The organism is Ignavibacteria bacterium, assembly GCA_017302895.1.
Taxonomy (GTDB): domain Bacteria; phylum Bacteroidota; class Ignavibacteria; order Ignavibacteriales; family Ignavibacteriaceae; genus UTCHB3.
Genome location: JAFLBV010000001.1, coordinates 1,378,859 through 1,397,772, shown reverse-complemented (window position 1 = coordinate 1,397,772; position 18,914 = coordinate 1,378,859). Strand labels below are relative to the sequence as shown.

Annotated in this window: 13 protein-coding genes; 4 read left to right on the top strand and 9 right to left on the bottom strand. The window is 46.7% G+C overall.

From position 1 onward, the window contains the following. The first annotated feature begins 5 nt into the window (after positions 1–5). The 4 genes from J0L60_05450 to J0L60_05435 all read left to right on the top strand — a co-directional run bounded on the left by J0L60_05450 (position 6) and on the right by J0L60_05435 (position 11,066). Complete coding sequence (locus tag J0L60_05450; protein ID MBN8545565.1) at positions 6–2,132, top strand: T9SS type A sorting domain-containing protein; 2,127 nt, start codon at positions 6–8, stop codon at positions 2,130–2,132. 94 nt (positions 2,133–2,226) lie between these two features. Then, entirely contained in the window at positions 2,227–5,565 is a 3,339-nt protein-coding gene (locus tag J0L60_05445; protein MBN8545564.1) for a T9SS type A sorting domain-containing protein, read from the top strand. A 49-nt stretch (positions 5,566–5,614) separates the two neighbouring features. Further along, positions 5,615–8,950, top strand: coding sequence for a T9SS type A sorting domain-containing protein (locus tag J0L60_05440; protein MBN8545563.1), 3,336 nt, complete (start codon positions 5,615–5,617; stop codon positions 8,948–8,950). A 10-nt stretch (positions 8,951–8,960) separates the two neighbouring features. After that, on the top strand, positions 8,961–11,066 hold the full coding sequence (locus tag J0L60_05435; GenBank protein MBN8545562.1) for a T9SS type A sorting domain-containing protein: 2,106 nt from the start codon (positions 8,961–8,963) through the stop codon (positions 11,064–11,066). A 72-nt stretch (positions 11,067–11,138) separates the two neighbouring features. Here J0L60_05435 and J0L60_05430 read toward each other — a convergent pair whose 3' ends face one another. From J0L60_05430 to rpmF, 9 genes are all read right to left on the bottom strand, one after another. Next, the gene (locus tag J0L60_05430; protein MBN8545561.1) at positions 11,139–12,518 is read right to left on the bottom strand and encodes a T9SS type A sorting domain-containing protein; all 1,380 of its coding nucleotides are present in this window, start codon (positions 12,516–12,518) and stop codon (positions 11,139–11,141) included. 76 nt (positions 12,519–12,594) lie between these two features. Continuing rightward, complete coding sequence (gene rnc / locus J0L60_05425; protein ID MBN8545560.1) at positions 12,595–13,353, bottom strand: ribonuclease III; 759 nt, start codon at positions 13,351–13,353, stop codon at positions 12,595–12,597. 2 nt (positions 13,354–13,355) lie between these two features. Next, complete coding sequence (gene fabF / locus J0L60_05420; protein ID MBN8545559.1) at positions 13,356–14,603, bottom strand: beta-ketoacyl-ACP synthase II; 1,248 nt, start codon at positions 14,601–14,603, stop codon at positions 13,356–13,358. 73 nt (positions 14,604–14,676) lie between these two features. Next, a complete protein-coding gene (gene acpP, locus J0L60_05415; GenBank protein MBN8545558.1) occupies positions 14,677–14,916 on the bottom strand; it encodes an acyl carrier protein in 240 nt (79 codons plus the stop codon). A gap of 35 nt (positions 14,917–14,951) precedes the next feature. Next, the gene (fabG, locus tag J0L60_05410) at positions 14,952–15,698 is read right to left on the bottom strand and encodes a 3-oxoacyl-[acyl-carrier-protein] reductase (GenBank protein ID MBN8545557.1); all 747 of its coding nucleotides are present in this window, start codon (positions 15,696–15,698) and stop codon (positions 14,952–14,954) included. A gap of 46 nt (positions 15,699–15,744) precedes the next feature. Next, positions 15,745–16,659: an ACP S-malonyltransferase gene (gene fabD / locus J0L60_05405; GenBank protein MBN8545556.1), complete on the bottom strand. Its 915-nt coding sequence runs from the start codon at positions 16,657–16,659 to the stop codon at positions 15,745–15,747. A 1-nt stretch (position 16,660) separates the two neighbouring features. Then, the gene (locus tag J0L60_05400; GenBank protein MBN8545555.1) at positions 16,661–17,665 is read right to left on the bottom strand and encodes a ketoacyl-ACP synthase III; all 1,005 of its coding nucleotides are present in this window, start codon (positions 17,663–17,665) and stop codon (positions 16,661–16,663) included. Continuing rightward, positions 17,662–18,714, bottom strand: coding sequence for a phosphate acyltransferase PlsX (gene plsX / locus J0L60_05395; protein ID MBN8545554.1), 1,053 nt, complete (start codon positions 18,712–18,714; stop codon positions 17,662–17,664). The genes J0L60_05400 and plsX overlap by 4 nt, the downstream gene beginning before the upstream one ends. A gap of 17 nt (positions 18,715–18,731) precedes the next feature. Continuing rightward, the gene (gene rpmF / locus J0L60_05390; GenBank protein ID MBN8545553.1) at positions 18,732–18,911 is read right to left on the bottom strand and encodes a 50S ribosomal protein L32; all 180 of its coding nucleotides are present in this window, start codon (positions 18,909–18,911) and stop codon (positions 18,732–18,734) included. Between the last annotated feature and the right edge of the window lie 3 nt (positions 18,912–18,914).

The following is an 18,914-nucleotide window of genomic DNA, read 5'->3' as shown; positions in this document are numbered from 1 at the left end:
GGGACATGATGAAATATTTTGCATTTTTTACACTCCTTTTTTCGATAACTCTACGGCCTCAACTGGTTCCTGTGATAAATTATTCAGACACCAGTGCATTTATTGATGTCGAATTTGTGAATGAATATTACGGTTTTGTCGTCACAAACAGAGGGACACTCCTCAGGACAACAAACACGGGACTTGCGTGGTCGGATGTCCCCGTTCCCGGTAATACGGGTGTTCTTGCCATAACTTCAGGGCCCGACGGAATACTCTTCATTTCGGGCAGGAACGGGATGGTAAAGAAATCTACCGATGGCGGCTCAACCTGGTCTGATGTATCAGTAGCCTCTCTGCCGGATGCTGATTTTTCGTTTGTGAAAAGAATTGCGACCTACAGCCTGGTTGTTGCCGGCAGACAGGGCTGGTTCGCCCGAAGCGATGACAACGGGTTACACTGGCAGACAGTTCGAATCGGAATGGAGGACATTAACAGTGTTGTGTTTACGGGATATTTCACCGCGTGGGCGCTTATGGACAAAGGAGTTGTGGCCACCACTACCGACGGTGGACTTACCTGGTCACCTTTCTACGCCGAAACACTCGGAAAAAGCGTCAAAGGGATGCTTCAGAATGGCAGTTCCATCATGTTTACAGGTGACGGTGGTTTGATCACCTCGTCCGGTAATAATGGAGTCACCTGGACTCCGGTCCTCACCTGGGAACAAACTGATATCGTGGAGACCAAACAAACAGGACAAAACAGCCTCTTAATCATGGACACAACGGGTAAAATGAGAACTTTAACCCTTACGCCCACGGGAGTTACTGTAACCAATATCAACACTCAGAAAAAACCACAAAAGAGATATTACGGCTTCTGGTTAAAGTCAAACATCCTTTATGCAGTTACCGACGGCCCAAATATCTATTATTCAGCCTCAACAGGGCAGCAGTTTACTTCTCGCATAGTCTCTTTAGGAGGCAGAAAGATATCCTCGGTAACAGTCGTCTCGGAAAATGATTATGTCATCTCGTGTAATTCACCATTCATAAACGGTGCTTCATACGGATACATCGCCAGAACAACCAATGGAGGTGAATCCTGGAAGTATATTTACGACGGTGGCTGGGTGAACAGGGAGTATTATCTCTCGAACGGAAGAGGTTTCAGAGTTCTCGAAAAATCCGAACTCTACTCATCAAATTCGGGGGCGACATGGTCCGATCTTATAGCAAATACCTCGGGAGTCATAATCAGTTCTCAGTCATTGAGCGAGCAGACAGGTTATTTTATCCTCACCGATTCCCTGACAAAACCCCGCGACAAGTCTTCGAGCATTATCTATAAGCGGACAGGTTCGACTAAAACGCAGCTCAGAAATTTTGCATATACCCGGTTGACACATCTCAATTTCATCGACAATCTGAACGGCTGGGTTCTCCGCGACAGCGCTCAGTTCCATTTTACGACTGACGGAGGTGCCACCTGGATTCAAACAGCGGCTATTACACCATTCATCTCCTCGTATCTGAGATTTGGCAACTCGTCCGGCATTCTCGTTACTCAAACAGGGAGAATCATGAAAACAACCAACAACACCGGTTCATGGTCGCTACTCTTCAAAGATACCGTTTTAAGATTCAACTCAATAACAGGTATCGATTCCACAAAATTCATTGTCGCGGGTGACTCGGGTGTTATCTACACATCAGTCGATGGTGGTCAGTCGTGGAAGCTGCTAAAAACAGGGATGCTGGCTGATTTCAATCATATAAAGATGATCGATTCACGGAAATTTATCGTCACTACCGCTACAGGTGGTGTTTACAAAGGAAATCTCGACGACTCCTGGTACGCGGGATTAGAGGAGATCAGTCCACTGCTCCCCGAAAACCATATTATCGGGAATTTTCCGAATCCCTTTAACAACAGCACGGTCATTGAGTTTTTCACAACTGAAAGCAGGGATGTGCAACTGACTCTCTTCGATATTTCAGGCAGAGAGGTCTTTTCAGATATCATTAACGCCCAAAACGGAGTGAACAGATACAACTTCAACTCCCAAAATCTGAACAGTGGCGTCTATTTTTACACATTGAACTTCAGCGGAAAAAGGGAGTATTCCAAAATGATCCTGCTGAAATAGAGTTTCAGAGATTCAGAACTTCAGTACTTCAGTAGCTCCGAGGTTCTGAGGTTCCGAGGTTCAATTAAATTTACAAACTAAACACTATAATGACATGAAATTTTTTACACTTGTTTTCGTTTTTTCTCTTTCCCTGTTTATTCAGGCAGGAGCACAATCAACATCCCCGGGTGGAACCGAAGTGGTTATTCCCTGGGCAACGAGTTATTATGCAGGACTTGGAGTCGGGAATGCGAATTTTAGCGATTCCTTAAACGGTATTGCATATACACAGAACAGTCCTGACTACAGCATCACCACGGATGGCGGAAGCACCTGGCGGACCGGAAGAAGGACAGGCCAGCTCGACAGGATCATGTTCATGTACTCCATCGGCAGGGATTCTCTCGTCGCCGTGAGGGACAGTCAGTATATCTACCACAGCTTCAATGGTGGAGAAACCTGGACTCTTGCCAACACCCTCTGGTCAGGTGAAAAATTTGGATATGGTATTTTCTTCAACCATAAATATGGTCTTATCTTCCCGCCTGAAGGAGGTTTCCTCACTTCTTCAGACCTTGGGTTGACATGGAACGCAAGAGAGTGGGGTTATACTGCGGTAAAGTCACCTCCCCGGTATGAGCGGGGATACCTCTTCGTCAGGGAGCAATCCACTATAACACCGGGCATTATTTTCTCATCCAACAACGGAATGTCCTGGGAAAAACTCATGGTCCCCTCCTCTCTCTCAGCATTCAGTTATGCCGGGAAAAGTGAAAATGGATTTTATATCGTTACTCAGGACAAATGGTTTCACCTCATCTCCCCCACAGGTGAGATCATTAAATCATTTCCACCGGGTGGTACTCAAAACACCTATGTGGGTCATGCCTATGTGAGCGATAATGAAATCTGGATTATTAATCATCAAGGCACCGGGAACAGAGAGCTTCGTCGATACTCCTTAAATGATACAAATGTTACGGTTATACGCCTTGGAAATAATTCAGTAACAACCAATTCGATTGTTCCAACAACCTGGGATAAACTCGTAATTTCCAGTACCGGCGTGAGTCGAGGCAGTGCGATCATGACCTTCCATAAGAATGGTTTTCAGGATGTCAGAGTCGAACAGCTTTTTCTGCCCGGAAGTGCAGAGGCATCAACCCTCTTTTTTGTGAATGGTTCAAAGGGGTTCGCAGGTCTGACAAACGGGAAAATAATAAAAACAACTGATGGCGGAACCACTTGGAGCGATTGCACAATGCCAACAACAACAGGAGTTGTTCAAAAATTTGTTCAACGAAGTGAGACGGAATTTATTGCCCTCTGTGGCGCCGGACTGATCCTCGAAACCGGCGACGGGGGCAATTCATGGAGTTCCATTATTACTCCCGTGCAAAAACCGATTCGGGGGGCGGCTTTCAAGGGGCATGATACGATATATTTTTGCACTACCGATTCCCTCTTCAGGACTACACCTCTTTGGCAACAAATTACCCCTGTGAATACCGGCCTCATCGGTGGCAACTTCACCAACCTTGACTTTTATGACGAACTGAACGGTTCGGCTATTTACCACCTAAACTATTACGACAGTAAAGCATTCTTCACCACAAATGGTGGCAATTCATGGCAAACTAGTGTGTTTGTCGATAGAATACTGACGCTGGATCCGTCTTCCCTCGGGATTTATTATCCTTCATCCGGCAGATTTACAACCTGGTATAACGACAACAGTGGCGGATCAGTGTTTCAGGATGGTGATCTTAAGTTCGTTAATCAAAGACCAGGCGGACTGATTGCAATCTCCTTCTCAAAGGGCGATTTCTTCTACAATTTCGGTAAATTCGCCAATTTTGCAAGAATCAGCCTCGGTCAGACTTTCTCAAAAATGGACCCCGTTGCAGCCGATGCTAATACTGCATATTTACTGACCAACGGGGGAAGAATTTTCAAAATCTACAAAACCACAGAGACTCCGGTACCGTCTGCAGTACTTAAAATTTTACCCCTCGATGAATCACCGTATGAGTACCACAATATTTCGTTTAAATGGGAGGAACCCTGGTCAATTGCCCCAATACTGGAGTATAACTTTCAACTGGCTATCGGCAATCCCTCTAATATTATCGAGGATGTTAACGGTTTTACAGGCACCACTTTAGACAGGATACTGACTGCCGACTCAACGATGTATTACTGGCGTGTCCGGGCAAGGAACATCCACGGCTGGGGAGATTTCAACAGATGGTACAGCTTCAGGTCATCCATCCTGGAGTCGGAACCCAAAATGTGGCAAACCGCTCTTACAAGCAATCTGATGTCAGCTATAATTCTGCCGGATGGATGTGCTGTTGTTGGTGACAGTCTGGGGAAAATAACCAGAACCGATACACCTCCCGACAACTGGTCGATACTCGATGTCCAGACGACTTACCCTTTCCTGAGGTTCTGGCGACCCCCGGGAACCAATAATATTATTGCTTACACGCTCGAAAATCGATTTCTTATATCAATCAATAAGGGTTTTAACTGGTATGCCAACTACGACCCTTTTGGCGGAAGCACCATGTTTTACGCACTCACCTCGGCTCCCCCGGATCGTTACTATGGAGCCGGTCAATATGGCACCATCTATAAAGGTGTTTATGTTTACCCCTATCGATTTGTCTTCTCAAATATCTGGTTTTCTCCCTACACAGGATCCAATCTCGACATTGCCACATGGGGTGAAACCAGAATTGCTGCAGTGGGCGAACTTGGAAGTGTAACCCTCTCGACTGACGGTGGAGTCTCGTTCAGGCATCTTGTACTCAACGGGAATGAAACACTCAAAAAAGTGAGTTTCGCACCCGACGGTACACTCGTTATACTCAACGACAAAGGCGAAAGACGCATTTCGACTGATATGGGACAAACCTGGACATTCGAAGTTTTCGAAACCCGGGCTCCGATCAGAGAATTATTTACTCTCGACGGTGTCAGTGCGATTGTTGATTATAAAGGAGGAGTGTATACTGCACCCACTCCAACATCGAAATGGTATTACAGGAAACTGCCCGAATTCTTTCATGCAAGTGGAGTAAATCTTGCTGATAACAAAATTCTCCTCCCATCACAGCAAGGCAAACTGTTTTACATGTCTGTGACAGGTGGACTCCCTACAGGAGTGAGGGATGAAGGAGTTATCTCCCAATTTGAGCTGACTCAAAACTACCCAAACCCTTTTAATTCGTCAACATTTATTGAATTCAACACTCCAAACGAAGGCCCTGCTCATTTAACAGTTTATGACATAACGGGCAGAGCGGTAAGATCAGAAGTGATCCAGGCAAGCATGGGTAAAAACAGATTCCGTTTTGACGCTAATGATCTGCACAGCGGGGTTTATATCTATAGCCTCGATTTCGGAGGAAAAAAGAAATATTCGAAGATGATCCTTTTGAAATAAGTTGTTTGACAAAATTTAAATCAGCATGAGAAATAGAAAAGACACTAAAATGCGATCCGCGATTATACTTATAGCAGCCATCTTTTTAATGATGGTAAGAGTTGAGGCACAACCTGTTCAGGCAGAGAGAACAGAAGTAGTGATCCCCAACGCGTTCAGTTTTTATGACGGGAAGGGAGCCCGCAGGATCCAGTTCGTTGATTCACTTAACGGGATATCCTACTCACCCAACACACCCCACTTCGGCATAACCACCGATGGAGGTCAGACTTGGAGGGACGGAAGTCTCTCAACCCAGATCCCCGCCATAATGAAGATGTTTTTAATGGGGAAGGACTCGATGGTAGTGGTCCGCGACAGTCAGTATATCTACCACAGTTTCAACGCGGGTGAGACCTGGACATTGGCGGCTTCACTCTGGCCCGGAGAGATGATCAACAAATGCTTTTTCTTCAATCACAAGTACGCGATAAACCTGACCACTAACAACGAGTTGATGATATCCTCGGACCTTGGAGTTTCATGGATAACAATCCCCTGGCAACACAGGACGATAAAGCCTGATATATTCTACAACAACGGATATCTCTTTGTTACAGAAGTTCCACAGTCACCCAACCCTCAGTCGATAGTTTACTCGACAAACAATGGTTTTACCTGGGAGAAGATAAACCTCCCCACTTCGATAGGCGAGTACACTTACATAGCCAGAGGAGCCGGAAGTTTTGTGATCGGTACCAACAACGGGGTAGTTTACTCCATTTCGCAAACCGGCCAGATATTAAAGCGATTGACCTCACCCGGTAACGCGATCGCGCGGGGATATGCATATCTGAGCGACTCTGAGATATTCTCACTCGACAATGACTACAGTTATTTTTCGAGGGGAATAGTGAAATATTCAATAACCGACTCTTCAACCTCGTATATCCCAATAAATTATCACGAGCAATACCTTGATCAGATAGCGGTTACCACCCATGACAAGGTGGTGATGGCCTCAACTTACCAGCCCAGCCACTCGGCCTTGATGGTATTTCACAGGTACGGTTTCCGGGACATACGGGTTGAGCGGTTCAAATTTCCGGGGAATCTTGATGCATCGTGCCTCTATTTTGTGAATGACGCGATGGGGTTTGCCGCCACTTCGAAGAACCAGATACTCAAAACGAGCGACGGTGGAGAGTCATGGCAGGAGACGACGGTGCCGGCACAGTTGGCATTAGTGACGGGGTTCGCGCGGAGAAGCGAGTCGGAGTTTATCGCCATCTGTGAAGGAGGGGCGATACTTGAGTCGAACGATGCCGGGAACAGTTGGCAGAGCATTCCCTCTGCATTCAAGGGCTCAATAATAAGGGCGGCATTCGCGGGACGGGACACGATATTCTTCTGCACGAAAGATTCACTTTATATGACCACATCGGGCTGGCAGACTGTAATTCCGATGAATACAGGGCTGACGGGAGGGTACTATAAGGATCTGGATTTCTATGACGGCTCGAACGGGGCCGCGACATACGAAAAGACGAGTGATCTTGTAGGGAGGGCATTTGTGACAACCGACCGTGGCGCTACCTGGGAATTGCAGAACTTCCCTGACAGGATGTTCACATACGATCCCGGTTCGCAGGGATTGTTCTACAGAAGTGACGAGGGATTCGGCACATGGGATGCCGGGGCTTCGGGGCAGAAGATCTACATGGAGAGTTATCCCGCAAATGTGGACCAGAACAGGGGTGGAGTTATTGCTCTTACCGCGGGGACGCAGAATATTTTCTTCAATCTGGGAATCAAGCGGAATTTCAGGCATATCAACCTGGGATCAAATATCGTGAAGAGGCAGATAGTCGCGGCAGGTGGGAACAGCACTTATCTTCTGAGTGCAGACGGTGTTTACTGGAAGTTCTCGCGAAGTGACAATACAGCCCCGACCACAGTCATTCGCAATTACCCTGTTGACGGATCGCCTTACGAATTTCACAATCTGACCTTCAAATGGGAGGAGCCTTGGACAATCGCACCGATAACGCAATACCATTTTCAGCTCGCTCTTGGCGACACTTCAAATATTGTTGAGGACAGGACCGGACTGGATTCCACATCGATCAATGTCAACCTGACGGCGGATTCGGCACTCTATTTTTGGCGGGTAAGAGCCGAGAACAAATACGGTTGGGGAAGTTTTAACCAGTGGTACTCGTTCAAGTCTTCGACGGTGGCACTGCAACCAAAATTATATACCACGCCCCTGACAGGTGACCTCACCGCAGCGATCATCCTGCCGGGTGGCAGGCTTATCGTCGGGAACAATTATGGTGTAATAGCGAGAACCGATCAGTTGCCGGGGAACTGGACGACGGTTGCTTCGGGTACGGTTTACCCGATAAACCGGTTTTACTACGACGCGAACAACAACCTGACATTTTACCTGACAAACGGAAACTTTCTGGGGTACTCGAGCAACAGGGGTTACACCTTCGGAAGAAAAGAAGCCCCGTTAGGCAGCACCATGATAACATCGATCGCCCCGCTCGCGCCAAACCTGCTGTTCGCCTCCGGCTATTACGGAAGCATTTTCAAGGCGGCAGGCGGAGTAGCCACCTGGTCGAATGTCTGGTTTGCACCAAATTGGGGTGATTTCAGGCATATCGCGACCGATGGAGTCGCCAAAATAGCCGCGGTTGGCGATTTTGGTAATATCACCCTCTCCTCTGACGGGGGGCAGACCTTCAGGTATATTGCCCACTCACAGACAGAAATGTACAGAAGAGCGGGATTCGCACCCGATGGAACGATAGTGGTTCTGAACAAGAATGGTGAGAGGCGGACGACCACCGATATGGGCAACACATGGAGCTTTGAACTCTTCGAGATCCGGAAACCGATAAGGGATATGGTCACCAAGAACGGGGTAAGCGTGGTGATCGACACACTCGGCGGGATCTACACTTCACTTACTCCCACGACGCCCTGGAGGTACAGCAGACTGCCCGTAGGAGCCTCGCCGATGGGAGTAGAAATCTCGGGAGATACCATACTTATAACAGCACGGGCGAATAAACTCTTCTATGTACCCCTTCACTCGGGGAACCCCGTAAGTGTGAAGGATGAAGGCACGATTCAGGGATTTTCACTCGCGAGGAACTACCCGAACCCGTTCAACGCTTCCACAGTGATCGAGTTCTCGATCGCCGAGGCGGGCAACTACACACTTGAGGTGTTCAACACGATGGGTGAAAAGGTTGCCACGCTTCATGAAGGCTGGCTCGATGGCGGGAAATACAGGGAGCACTTCGACCCCGGTTCCCTCTCCAGCGGCATCTACCTGTACCGCCTGAGTGGCAGAGGAGTTGCATTAGTCCATAAAATGATTTTAATGAAGTAAGGGTACTGAGATGAAAAAAATTGCCATATTGTTAGTGTTGTTGTTTACGGTTTCCCGTCCGCAATTAACGGATGTATTAAAATTTAATGAGATAAAGTCATTCATCGCGGTTGACTTTTTCGATGTTACGACGGGTCTGGTTTTGGCGAGCAATGGTGAGATATATCGCTCGGCGGATGGCGGATTGACGCTCACGCGCGTCGCTATTCAGGGTAACAGAGGGATCACCAACCTGCACATCTCGCGACCTGGAGTTGCTTACATCTGTGGCCACGGCGGGATGCTGATGACCTCTAGCGACCGGGGGCAGACATGGAGCGATATTTCACTTTCCGGTTACCCGGGGTTGAAGCTGAACTTCGTATCAACTCTTTCCGCTTCCACCCTGATAGTTGCGGGAGAGAATGGATTTTACGCAAAAAGTGAGGACAACGGAGCTAACTGGAGCGTAGCGACCATAGGTACCGGAGACATAAGCAAAGTGGTTTTTACGGATCAGAACAGGGGTTACATCCTGTACCAACACGGCGGGGTGTACAGCACTTCCAATGGTGGTGTTTCCTGGAACGGCCACTTCCTGCCATATTCAGGCTCGCCCATAGTAGCTGTTTTCAGTTACGGAAGCAACCGGCTTTTCCTCGCGCGGGACTACAGGTTGATCTTCTCAATTGATGGCGGGCTCACCTATTCACTCTCGGCGACTTCGGCCACCACAAAGATACTGGCGGCCGTAGAAGTGGAGCCGGGAAGGGCGTTCGGACTGACCAGCACCTTCAACACCTTCAAGATCGATTACACGGGAAGCGGCGCCGCGATTGATTTCTACACCCTGCCGACTAACAGAATCTATACGGGATTTTGGATCAAGGGGTCGAAACTCTTCCTCACCGCCGAGGGTCCCGATCTCCTCTATAAGGACCCTGCAAACAATCCAACCTACAGCACAGTTGTTTCGTTCGCTGACAGACCTTTGCACACCATAAATGTGACCGGTGAGAATGACTGGACCATAAGCGGCAGCGTTTACAGCACCTGGAAAGGGAGAATAGCACGAACCACGAATGGCGGCACAAGCTGGTCTTATCTGTATGATGACAAATGGACAGGAAACTGTACCTTTCTTACGAGTGATCAGGGAGTGAGGGTAAGAGACAAGAGCATCGACTACACTTTAAACGGTGGAGCGACCTGGCAAACGGCTCTTACATTCTCTTCAGGAGTGATCATCTCGGAGAGATCGTTCACATACGACACCGGATTTTATATCGTGACCGACTCATTGGAAAAGCCCGTTTCAACAGCCAGAAGTACAATTTACAGACGCTCGGGTACATCCAGTACCCAGCAGTTGAATCTGGCGGGAGCGAGGCTGACCCACCTAAACTTTACTTCACCACAAAACGGCTGGGTTTTACGGGACAGCACCCGATTCTACACAACTGAAAACAGCGGGTCGGTGTGGAACCTGAAACCGGTTGTGACACCATTGATCTCAGATTATGAAAGGATTGGTGATACCGCGGGAATACTGGTAACCAGAAAAGGTTTGATAATGAAGACCAACAACAAGGCGGTTAACTGGACCACCATTTTCTCGGATTCGACTGTTGCTTTTAACACAATGGACATAAAAGATTCGACTGTAATTGCCGCCGGTGATTCGGGCGCGCTTTACATATCACTCGACATGGGTAATACCTGGAACCGAAGAGAGACCAACCGGAGTTTGAACTTCACGGCGGTTAAATTTGCGACAGCCGATCAGTTCCTTTTAGCAACCCGGACAGGTGGTCTTTACAAGGGGGGTGTCGCGGGGACGCAATCACATGTTTTGACGAGCGAGACAACGACTCCCGATACCTGGCTGATCGGTAACTACCCCAATCCGTTCAATCCAGAGACGGTTATCCGTTTCGTGTTGCCCGTTGCCGGTTACGCGAAGGGTGTGGTTTACGACTTTCTCGGTCGCGAAGTGGCTACACTGGTAGACGGTGAAACAAGTGCCGGAACTCATGAGATAAAATTTGACGCCAACGGACTACCATCGGGTGTTTACATTTTCCGGCTTGAGACGGGCAAAACCTCTGAAGCGATAAAGATGTTGCTGATGAAGTAGGGAGTTGGAACTTCGGTGCGCCGCGGCGCATTCGGTGCTACTGAGGTTCTGAGGTACCGGGGTGCCGAAGTTCTATCTCCCGAGTACCATCTTTATAGCTTTGGTCATTCCTCCGGCGGTAATGCGAAAGATGTAAACGCCGGGGGAGAGTCCTCTCCCGTCGAACTTGATAGAGTGTGTTCCTCGCGGCATTTCTCCGTCAACGAGGGTTGCCACTTCACTTCCAAGGAGGTCATAAACCACCCCTTTTACCTGACCGGCCTGTCTGAGTGTATAGTTGATAGCAGTCAGCCCTCCATCAGAACCATCTCCTGTTGAAAATGGATTCGGATAGTTTTGTTCAAGTTCATACCCGATCTCCGTCACGGGGTTGTCCTTGATTCCAACAGCCGGATAATTTACGGAGAAATAACCGTTCTTTGGAAGAGTGTCTGACTGAGGTATAATACTTCTGTCGATTGCAATGAAACGGTAATTAAACTCATAACCCGCCCGGAGTAGAGAGTCATTTAACTGATAATTAATCATTGATGAGTCCGCGAGAGGTTCGAATACCAGTCTTTGTGATGGGGCGGGGATTAAACTGAAACCATTTGAATAATACCCCTCGATAATCGCTGAATCTATAAAATTGTAAAATTTGGGCATCAGATTCCAGGTGTATTTTTTATTATAAGGATGCCGGATTTTAACTGATTTTTTTAGAACCGAAGTATCGATTTCAGAAGGAGGGCGAGTAAAACTTATTACCGGTTTGTCCGTCGGGGTATAATAGAGCGTAACTCCTGTATCATCATATATTTTAGCTTGTCTAAGACGATAATCTTGTCGAATAATATTTCCATGACCCCAGGATACAAAATAAAGATAATAAGCACCAATTCCTTTCGCATATTCTTCATCTGTTACAACTCCACTCGAACCGTAACCTTCATACCAAAAGGCGCGAACCTCTCTGGGTTCTCCTAACACTTCGATGGTGGCGGGATAATTGTGATAAAAATAACTACCCATATTACCATAAAAACTCATGGTCGGGTAAATTGGTACACCTGGTTTCTCTATTGAAAAGTCCGCAATTAATTGATCAGAATTATTGGCCCAACCGAATAGTTTTCGTTCAACATGATCGTATCTAATCCATCTGCACATTCCATAATACTGATACACCTTTCCCGACATCACCGTATCAGAAAGTGCATAATTGAGTTTCACATACGGAGTCGTTTGATAATCTGTTGTAGCCTCCCAGTACTGCCATATATTTCTTGGATCGGAGGGGAAAAATGCGCTGTCTTGCGAATAATTTTGGGAGGTTCCCGGAGGAAGGCCGGTTAATGGAATTCTGACTTTGACAAGGTTTGAGAGGTCAGCCTTCCCGCGCTGAGCGAGTACTGAAATTTGGATTATAAGTAATGTAAATAGAGATATCTTTAGAAAAAGAGATTTCATTTGGGACCACAACTCGAAAAGGAATAATTTTAATTACTAATCCTTAAAATAAGAAATTGCAGATTTCTGACAAATCTTAATCGGAAAGAACTTCTCCGGCGCTGAGGCGGTCCATTGCCATTTTGGCTGCGACCTGTTCGGCGGATTTTTTGTTGCGTCCTTTCCCCTCTCCAAGAACCTGGAGACCTACGGAGACACGAACAGTGAATACCCGTTCGTGTTCGGGACCCGTTTCATCTACAACATAGTAGCGGGGAAGCTCCACTTTCTTTTTCTGGATCAGTTCAAGGAGCTGGCTTTTGTAGTTCTCATCGGTTACATGTACACCTTTGGTAAGACCCGGCTCAAGGATGAACTTCGAAATAAAATCTTTTGCCGTTTGATATCCGTATTCAGTATAGATGACACCGATCAGTGCTTCGATGGCATCTGCAAGTATCGATTTGATCCCCTGCGACTGACTGTTAACGAGTTCCTCCTGAATAAACAGGAACTGGTAAAGGTTGATCACCTGAGCCACTTCGAAGAGGTTGTTTTTATTAACGAGGTTCGATCTCATTTTTGTCAGTGTCCCCTCGTTCGTTTGCGGGAACATAGCAAAAAGAGTTTCGGCAGTCACCATTCCAAGAACGGCATCACCGAGAAATTCGAGTCTTTCGTTTGAAACTTTGAATTTATTCTGGTCGAGAGCCGAACGGTGGGTAAGGGCTTCGATAAACTTGTCGGGATTTGTAATTTTCTTCCCGATAAGTTCTTCAAGCTTTTTAAAATCTTTCCGCTTGAGCAGTTTCTTCTGTTCAAGACGCCTGAAATAATCACGAACAAAACCGAACAAGTTTATGCCTCAAGTTTCTTAAACAGAAGTGAAGCGTTATGTCCGCCAAATCCGAATGTATTGCTTATGGCAAAATCGACTTTTCGTTTTACCGCCTGTTTTGGAACATAATAGAGATCGCATTCGGGATCAGCTTCATCAAGATTGATGGTCGGCGGAATTATATCGTTCCCTATCGTCATGATAGTGGCAACAGCTTCTATTGCTCCGGCGGCTCCGAGGAGATGACCGGTCATCGACTTGATTGATGATATCGCGAGATTGTAGGCATGACTTCCAAAAACCGCCTTTATCGCCTTGGTTTCCGTTTTGTCGTTCAAGGGAGTCGAAGTTCCGTGGGCATTTATGTAGTCAATTTTTTCAAGTGGAACACCTGCATCCCTCAAAGCTTCCTTCATTGCCCTGACGGCACCACTTCCTTCAGGATCGGGAGCTGTCATGTGGTAGGCATCGCCCGTTAAACCGATACCCGCAAGTTCGGCGTAAATTTTTGCACCGCGTCTTTTTGCGTGTTCATACTCTTCAAGAATAACAGACCCCGAGCCTTCACCCAGTACAAATCCGTTCCTGTCCTTATCAAATGGTCTGCTCGCTTCCTTGTAGCGGTCGTTCCATGTCGAGATTGCCCGCATGGCACCAAATCCGCCAATTCCGAGTTCTGTAGCAGCAGCTTCAGCACCCCCGCAAATCATCGCATCTGCAGCCCCGCGCTGAATGAGCATGAAGGCGTCCGCAATTGCATGGGATGATGTGGCACAGGCAGATGTAGTGGAATAGTTGGGACCCTTCAAACCATATTTAATGGAGATGTGTCCGCCGGCTATATCCGCTATCATCATGGTAACAAAGAAGGGGGAGAGTTTTTTTGGGGAATTGTCGTTGTAGAAAACCTGAAACTGATTCTCAAGTGATTTCAATCCGCCGATACCACTTCCAAAAATCACTCCGAACCGCTCGGGATCATACGAACCCTCGGGAAATGCAGCGTCATCCCAAGCCTGCGTGGCAGATGCAAGGGCATACACCGAAAAAGTGTCGATTCGTTTGAGGTTTTTGAAATCTACATAAAGACCGGGATCGAAGTTCTTAACCTCGGCAGCAAATTTTGTGTCGAAGTTAGTGGTGTCAAATTTTGTGATCAGTTCTACTCCGTTTCTGCCGGAGAGGAGCCCGTCCCAATATTCATGAAGGTTGTTCCCGACGGGTGTAACCGAACCCAGACCGGTAACAACTACCCTTCTGTTATTCATAGGTGAGTGCCTGAAAAAAGTAAAGCCGGGTATCACTGCTCACTTCTGGGCAGCCCACCCGGCAAAAGAGAAGTTATTTTTTGCTTGTTTCTTCTTTGATGAAGGCAAGTGCAGCACCAACTGTATCAAGTTTTTCAACCTGATCTTCGGGTGCCTGAATGTTAAATTCTGATTCGAAAGCCATGAAAAGCTCCATGAGATCGAGTGAATCTGCCTGAAGATCGTTTCTGAAGCTTGCTTCAGGTGTGATCTGTGATTCTTCTACGCCAAGTTTGTCTTGAATAATTTGATTGAATTTTACTTCAATGTCCATTATCTACTCCTATTTGTTAAGTTAATAATAAAAAATTACATCGTCATCCCGCCATCGACGGCTATAACCTGTCCGGTTATATAGTCGGCAGCCGGAGAAACGAGGAACGCAACAGTTTTAGCGATGTGTCCGGGTTCTCCGAGAGCTTTTAGCGGAATATGATTTAATAATTCTTGTTTGATATCGTCTTTAAGTTTCGCAGTCATGTCAGTCTGAATAAAACCGGGGGCAACTGCATTACAAGTAATATTTCTGGAAGCAACTTCCTTTGCAACAGATTTGGTAAAGCCTATCATGCCCGCCTTGCTGGCTGCATAATTGGACTGTCCGGCATTTCCGGTAAGACCCACAACAGAAGTGATGTTGATGATTCTTCCAAATCTCTGCGACATCATCGGCTTCATTACAGCCTTTGTGTAGTTAAAAACACTCTTAAGATTGGCATCCATTACTTCGGTGAAATCGGCTTCTTTCATCATCATCAGAAATTTGTCACGGGTAATTCCTGCATTGTTCACCAGAAAGTCACATCCGCCGAGATTCTGAATCGTGAAATCGACCGCTTTTTGAGCATCCTCGAAACTTGCAGCATCAGCCTTGAATCCGAGTACTTTTCTTCCTTCGGCAGCGTGCTCAGCCTCGATGGCTTTTGCAGCTTCTTCCGAGGACTGATAAGTAAAAACGACAGAGCAGCCCTGTTTTGCCAGCTCTTCAACTATCGCTTTTCCGATTCCTCTGGAGCCGCCTGTTACGAGTGCTCTCTTCTCTTTTAATTCTGTCATATTGGGTTCGAAATATATTAAATATTAGTTAATAATGAATATAGAGCTATAAATATTTTTCAATATCTGCGTATTTATCTATTCCGGCGGTTGCAACAGAGGGGTCAATCCTCTTTACAAGACCTTGCAACACTCTTCCCGGACCCACTTCGACAAATTCATCGAAGCCGTCAGCTATCATGTTGCGAATTGTATCCTCCCACAAAACAGGTGCAGTTACCTGTAAAAAGAGATTTTTCTTTATCTCTTCCTTCTCTGTGACGGGTTTGGCGGTCACATTTGCGTAAACCGGAAATTTTGCGTCATAGAAATGAACTGTATCAAGTTTTGCTTCGAGTTTGTCTTTTGCAGATTGCATAAGCGGGGAATGAAATGCTCCCGAAACGGGAAGCTGAGTGACAAGCCTTGCCTTGGCTGCTTTTGCGAGTTCCATCGCTTTCAAGACACCATCGACACTTCCCGAAAGTACAATCTGTCCGGGCGAATTGAAGTTGGCACATTGAACTATGCCTGTTGCGGATGCCTCGGCACAAATCTCTTCGAGAGCGGGTCTGTCGAGACCGATTACCGCAGCCATTGTACCGGGAAAATCGGTTCCTGCCTGCTGCATTGCCTGACCTCTGAACCTCACGAGCTTTACAGCATCATAAAATTGCACGGCGTTGCAGGCAACCAGAGCTGAATATTCACCGAGTGAATGCCCCGCAGCTCCTTCAAAATCGAGTCGTCTTAGAAGTGATGCAAGCACAACGCTGTGAACAAAAATTGCAGGCTGTGTATATTCAGTCTGCTTCAGATCGGTTTCGGGACCGTTAAACATTATAAAGGAAAGGGGAACTCCGAGCGCATCATCTGCGGTCTTGATCATTTCTTTGGCTTCAACAGAATTGTCGTAGAGGTCTTTTGCCATTCCGACATACTGCGAACCCTGTCCGGGAAAAAGTAGAGCCCTCTTTGCCATTTTAGTCCATGCTCCAGGTAAGATAAATCGAACCCCATGTAAATCCGGCACCAAAGGCGGCAAGAATCACATTATCACCCTTTTTTACTTTTCCGGCTCTGTAATATTCTGCCAGACAGGTGGGGATGGTGCCCGAGGTTGTATTTCCATATTTTTCAATATTCAGCATCACTTTGTCCATACCGACTCCCATTCTGCTCGCAGTGGAATCGATGATGCGAAGGTTTGCCTGATGTGGTGCGAGCCAAGCCACATCCTCACCCTTCAAACCGTTTTTCTCCATAATCTCAGCCGACACTTCTGCCATTCCGAGAACCGCTCTTTTGTAAACGGCTTTCCCTTCCTGATAGAGGTAGTGCATCTTGTTGTCAACGGTCTCATGTGATGGTGGATTAAGGCTTCCGCCACCTTTCATGTGCAAATAATCGGCTCCTGAACCGTCAACATGAAGTATCGAATCCTTTATTCCGAGGGATTTATCCTCAGTCGGCTCAAGCAAAACCGCTCCGGCTGCATCTCCGAACAATATACAATTGTTCCTGTCAGAGTAGTCCACAATGGAACTCATCTTGTCAGCACCGATTACGACCACCTTCTTATATGCGCCCGATGCCACAAGACTGGCACCTGTCTGAAGCGCAAAAAGGAATCCTGAGCATGCTGCTGAAAGGTCGAATCCCCAGGCGTTTTTCGCTCCGATTTTTTCCTGTACCAGGCATGCGGTTGCAGGGAAAAGCATGTCGGGGGTCACGGTGGCTACAATAATTGCGTCAATCTCTTCGGCTTTCAGATCCGAAGAGTCCATTAAATCTTTTAAGGCACCATAAGCGAGGTCGCTTGTGGCACCATTTCTTAAAATTCTTCTCTCTTTAATTCCGGTTCTCGAAACTATCCATTCATCATTCGTATCAAGGTAACTTGAAAAATAATCATTGTCGAGCACCTCATCAGGCACATACATGCCTACCGCGGTAATCGTGGCATTTATTTTGGAATTGTTGGTCATTCGGGGTTTCCTTCGTTGTGGTCGATATTACGGGTTGCAATCGCACTCGCGAGTTTCGCAAGCAGGTCTTTCCGGTGTGCTTCTGCAGCTTTGTGTATCATATTTTTAATTGCAAGAGGTGAACTTGATCCGTGTCCTATTATCGTTATCCCGTTCACACCGAGAAGCGGCACACCACCGTAATTTTCATAGTTGAGCTTTGAAAAGATCGATTTTAATGAACTTTTGAACAAGCCAACTTTAATTTTATTAAAAATGCCCTGATCTGCATACTCTTTAAAGAGATGCTTCAGCAGGTACATTACTCCTTCTGCAAATTTTAAAAGGATATTGCCGGTAAAACCGTCGCAAACGGCTACATCCACATTTCCTTTAAATATATCCTTCCCCTCCACATTCCCTATAAAATTGAGACCGAGGGGTTTTATCATCTGCAGGGCTTTTTTTGAAACTTCGTTCCCTTTGCTTTCTTCCTCACCCACACTTATAACACCGACTCTTGGATTCGGTTTTCCAAGCATCTCTTCGGCATAAATGGAACCGAGGACGGCATATTCCGCAAGGTGATGGGCTTTCGAATCAACACTCGCACCGGCATCGAATATTGTGCAAAAACCGCCGATACATGGCATCAGTGTGCCAATCGTAGGGCGGTCTATTCCTTTAATTTTCCGGTAAATCAATGTTGAAAACAACATGACAGCACCGGTGTTTCCGGCACTCACAAATGCATCAGCGTTGCCGTCTTTTACTAAACGCAATCCGACAGCCAATGAAGAATCCTGTTTCGCCTTGTATGCCTGAGCAGGCTGGTCACTCATCGCTACAACCTGACTTGAGTTTATGATACGGTTTTTGTCGAATTGAAGATTGTTCTCCGCAAGCACCTGCTCTATCCGGTTTTTATCTCCGGTGAGCCACACTTCCAGATCTTTGTCTTCCCTCTCCGCATCAATAGCCCCTTTTATCTCGTTCAGGGGGGCAAAATCCCCACCCATCGCATCAAGCACAACTCTACACTTGCCGGATATTTTTCCGGGGCTTTGCATCTTATTCGCCGGTCAGACTATTTCTTGGGCAGAAACATCGATCTTCCTGCATAATATCCGCAGGAAGGGCATGCATGGTGATTCATCTTTACTTCACCACAATTTGGACATGAACCTACTGAAGGAGCAACAGCTTTATAGTGTGTTCTTCTTTTGTCTCTTCTGGTTCTCGACATTTTTCTTTTAGGATTTGGCATCGC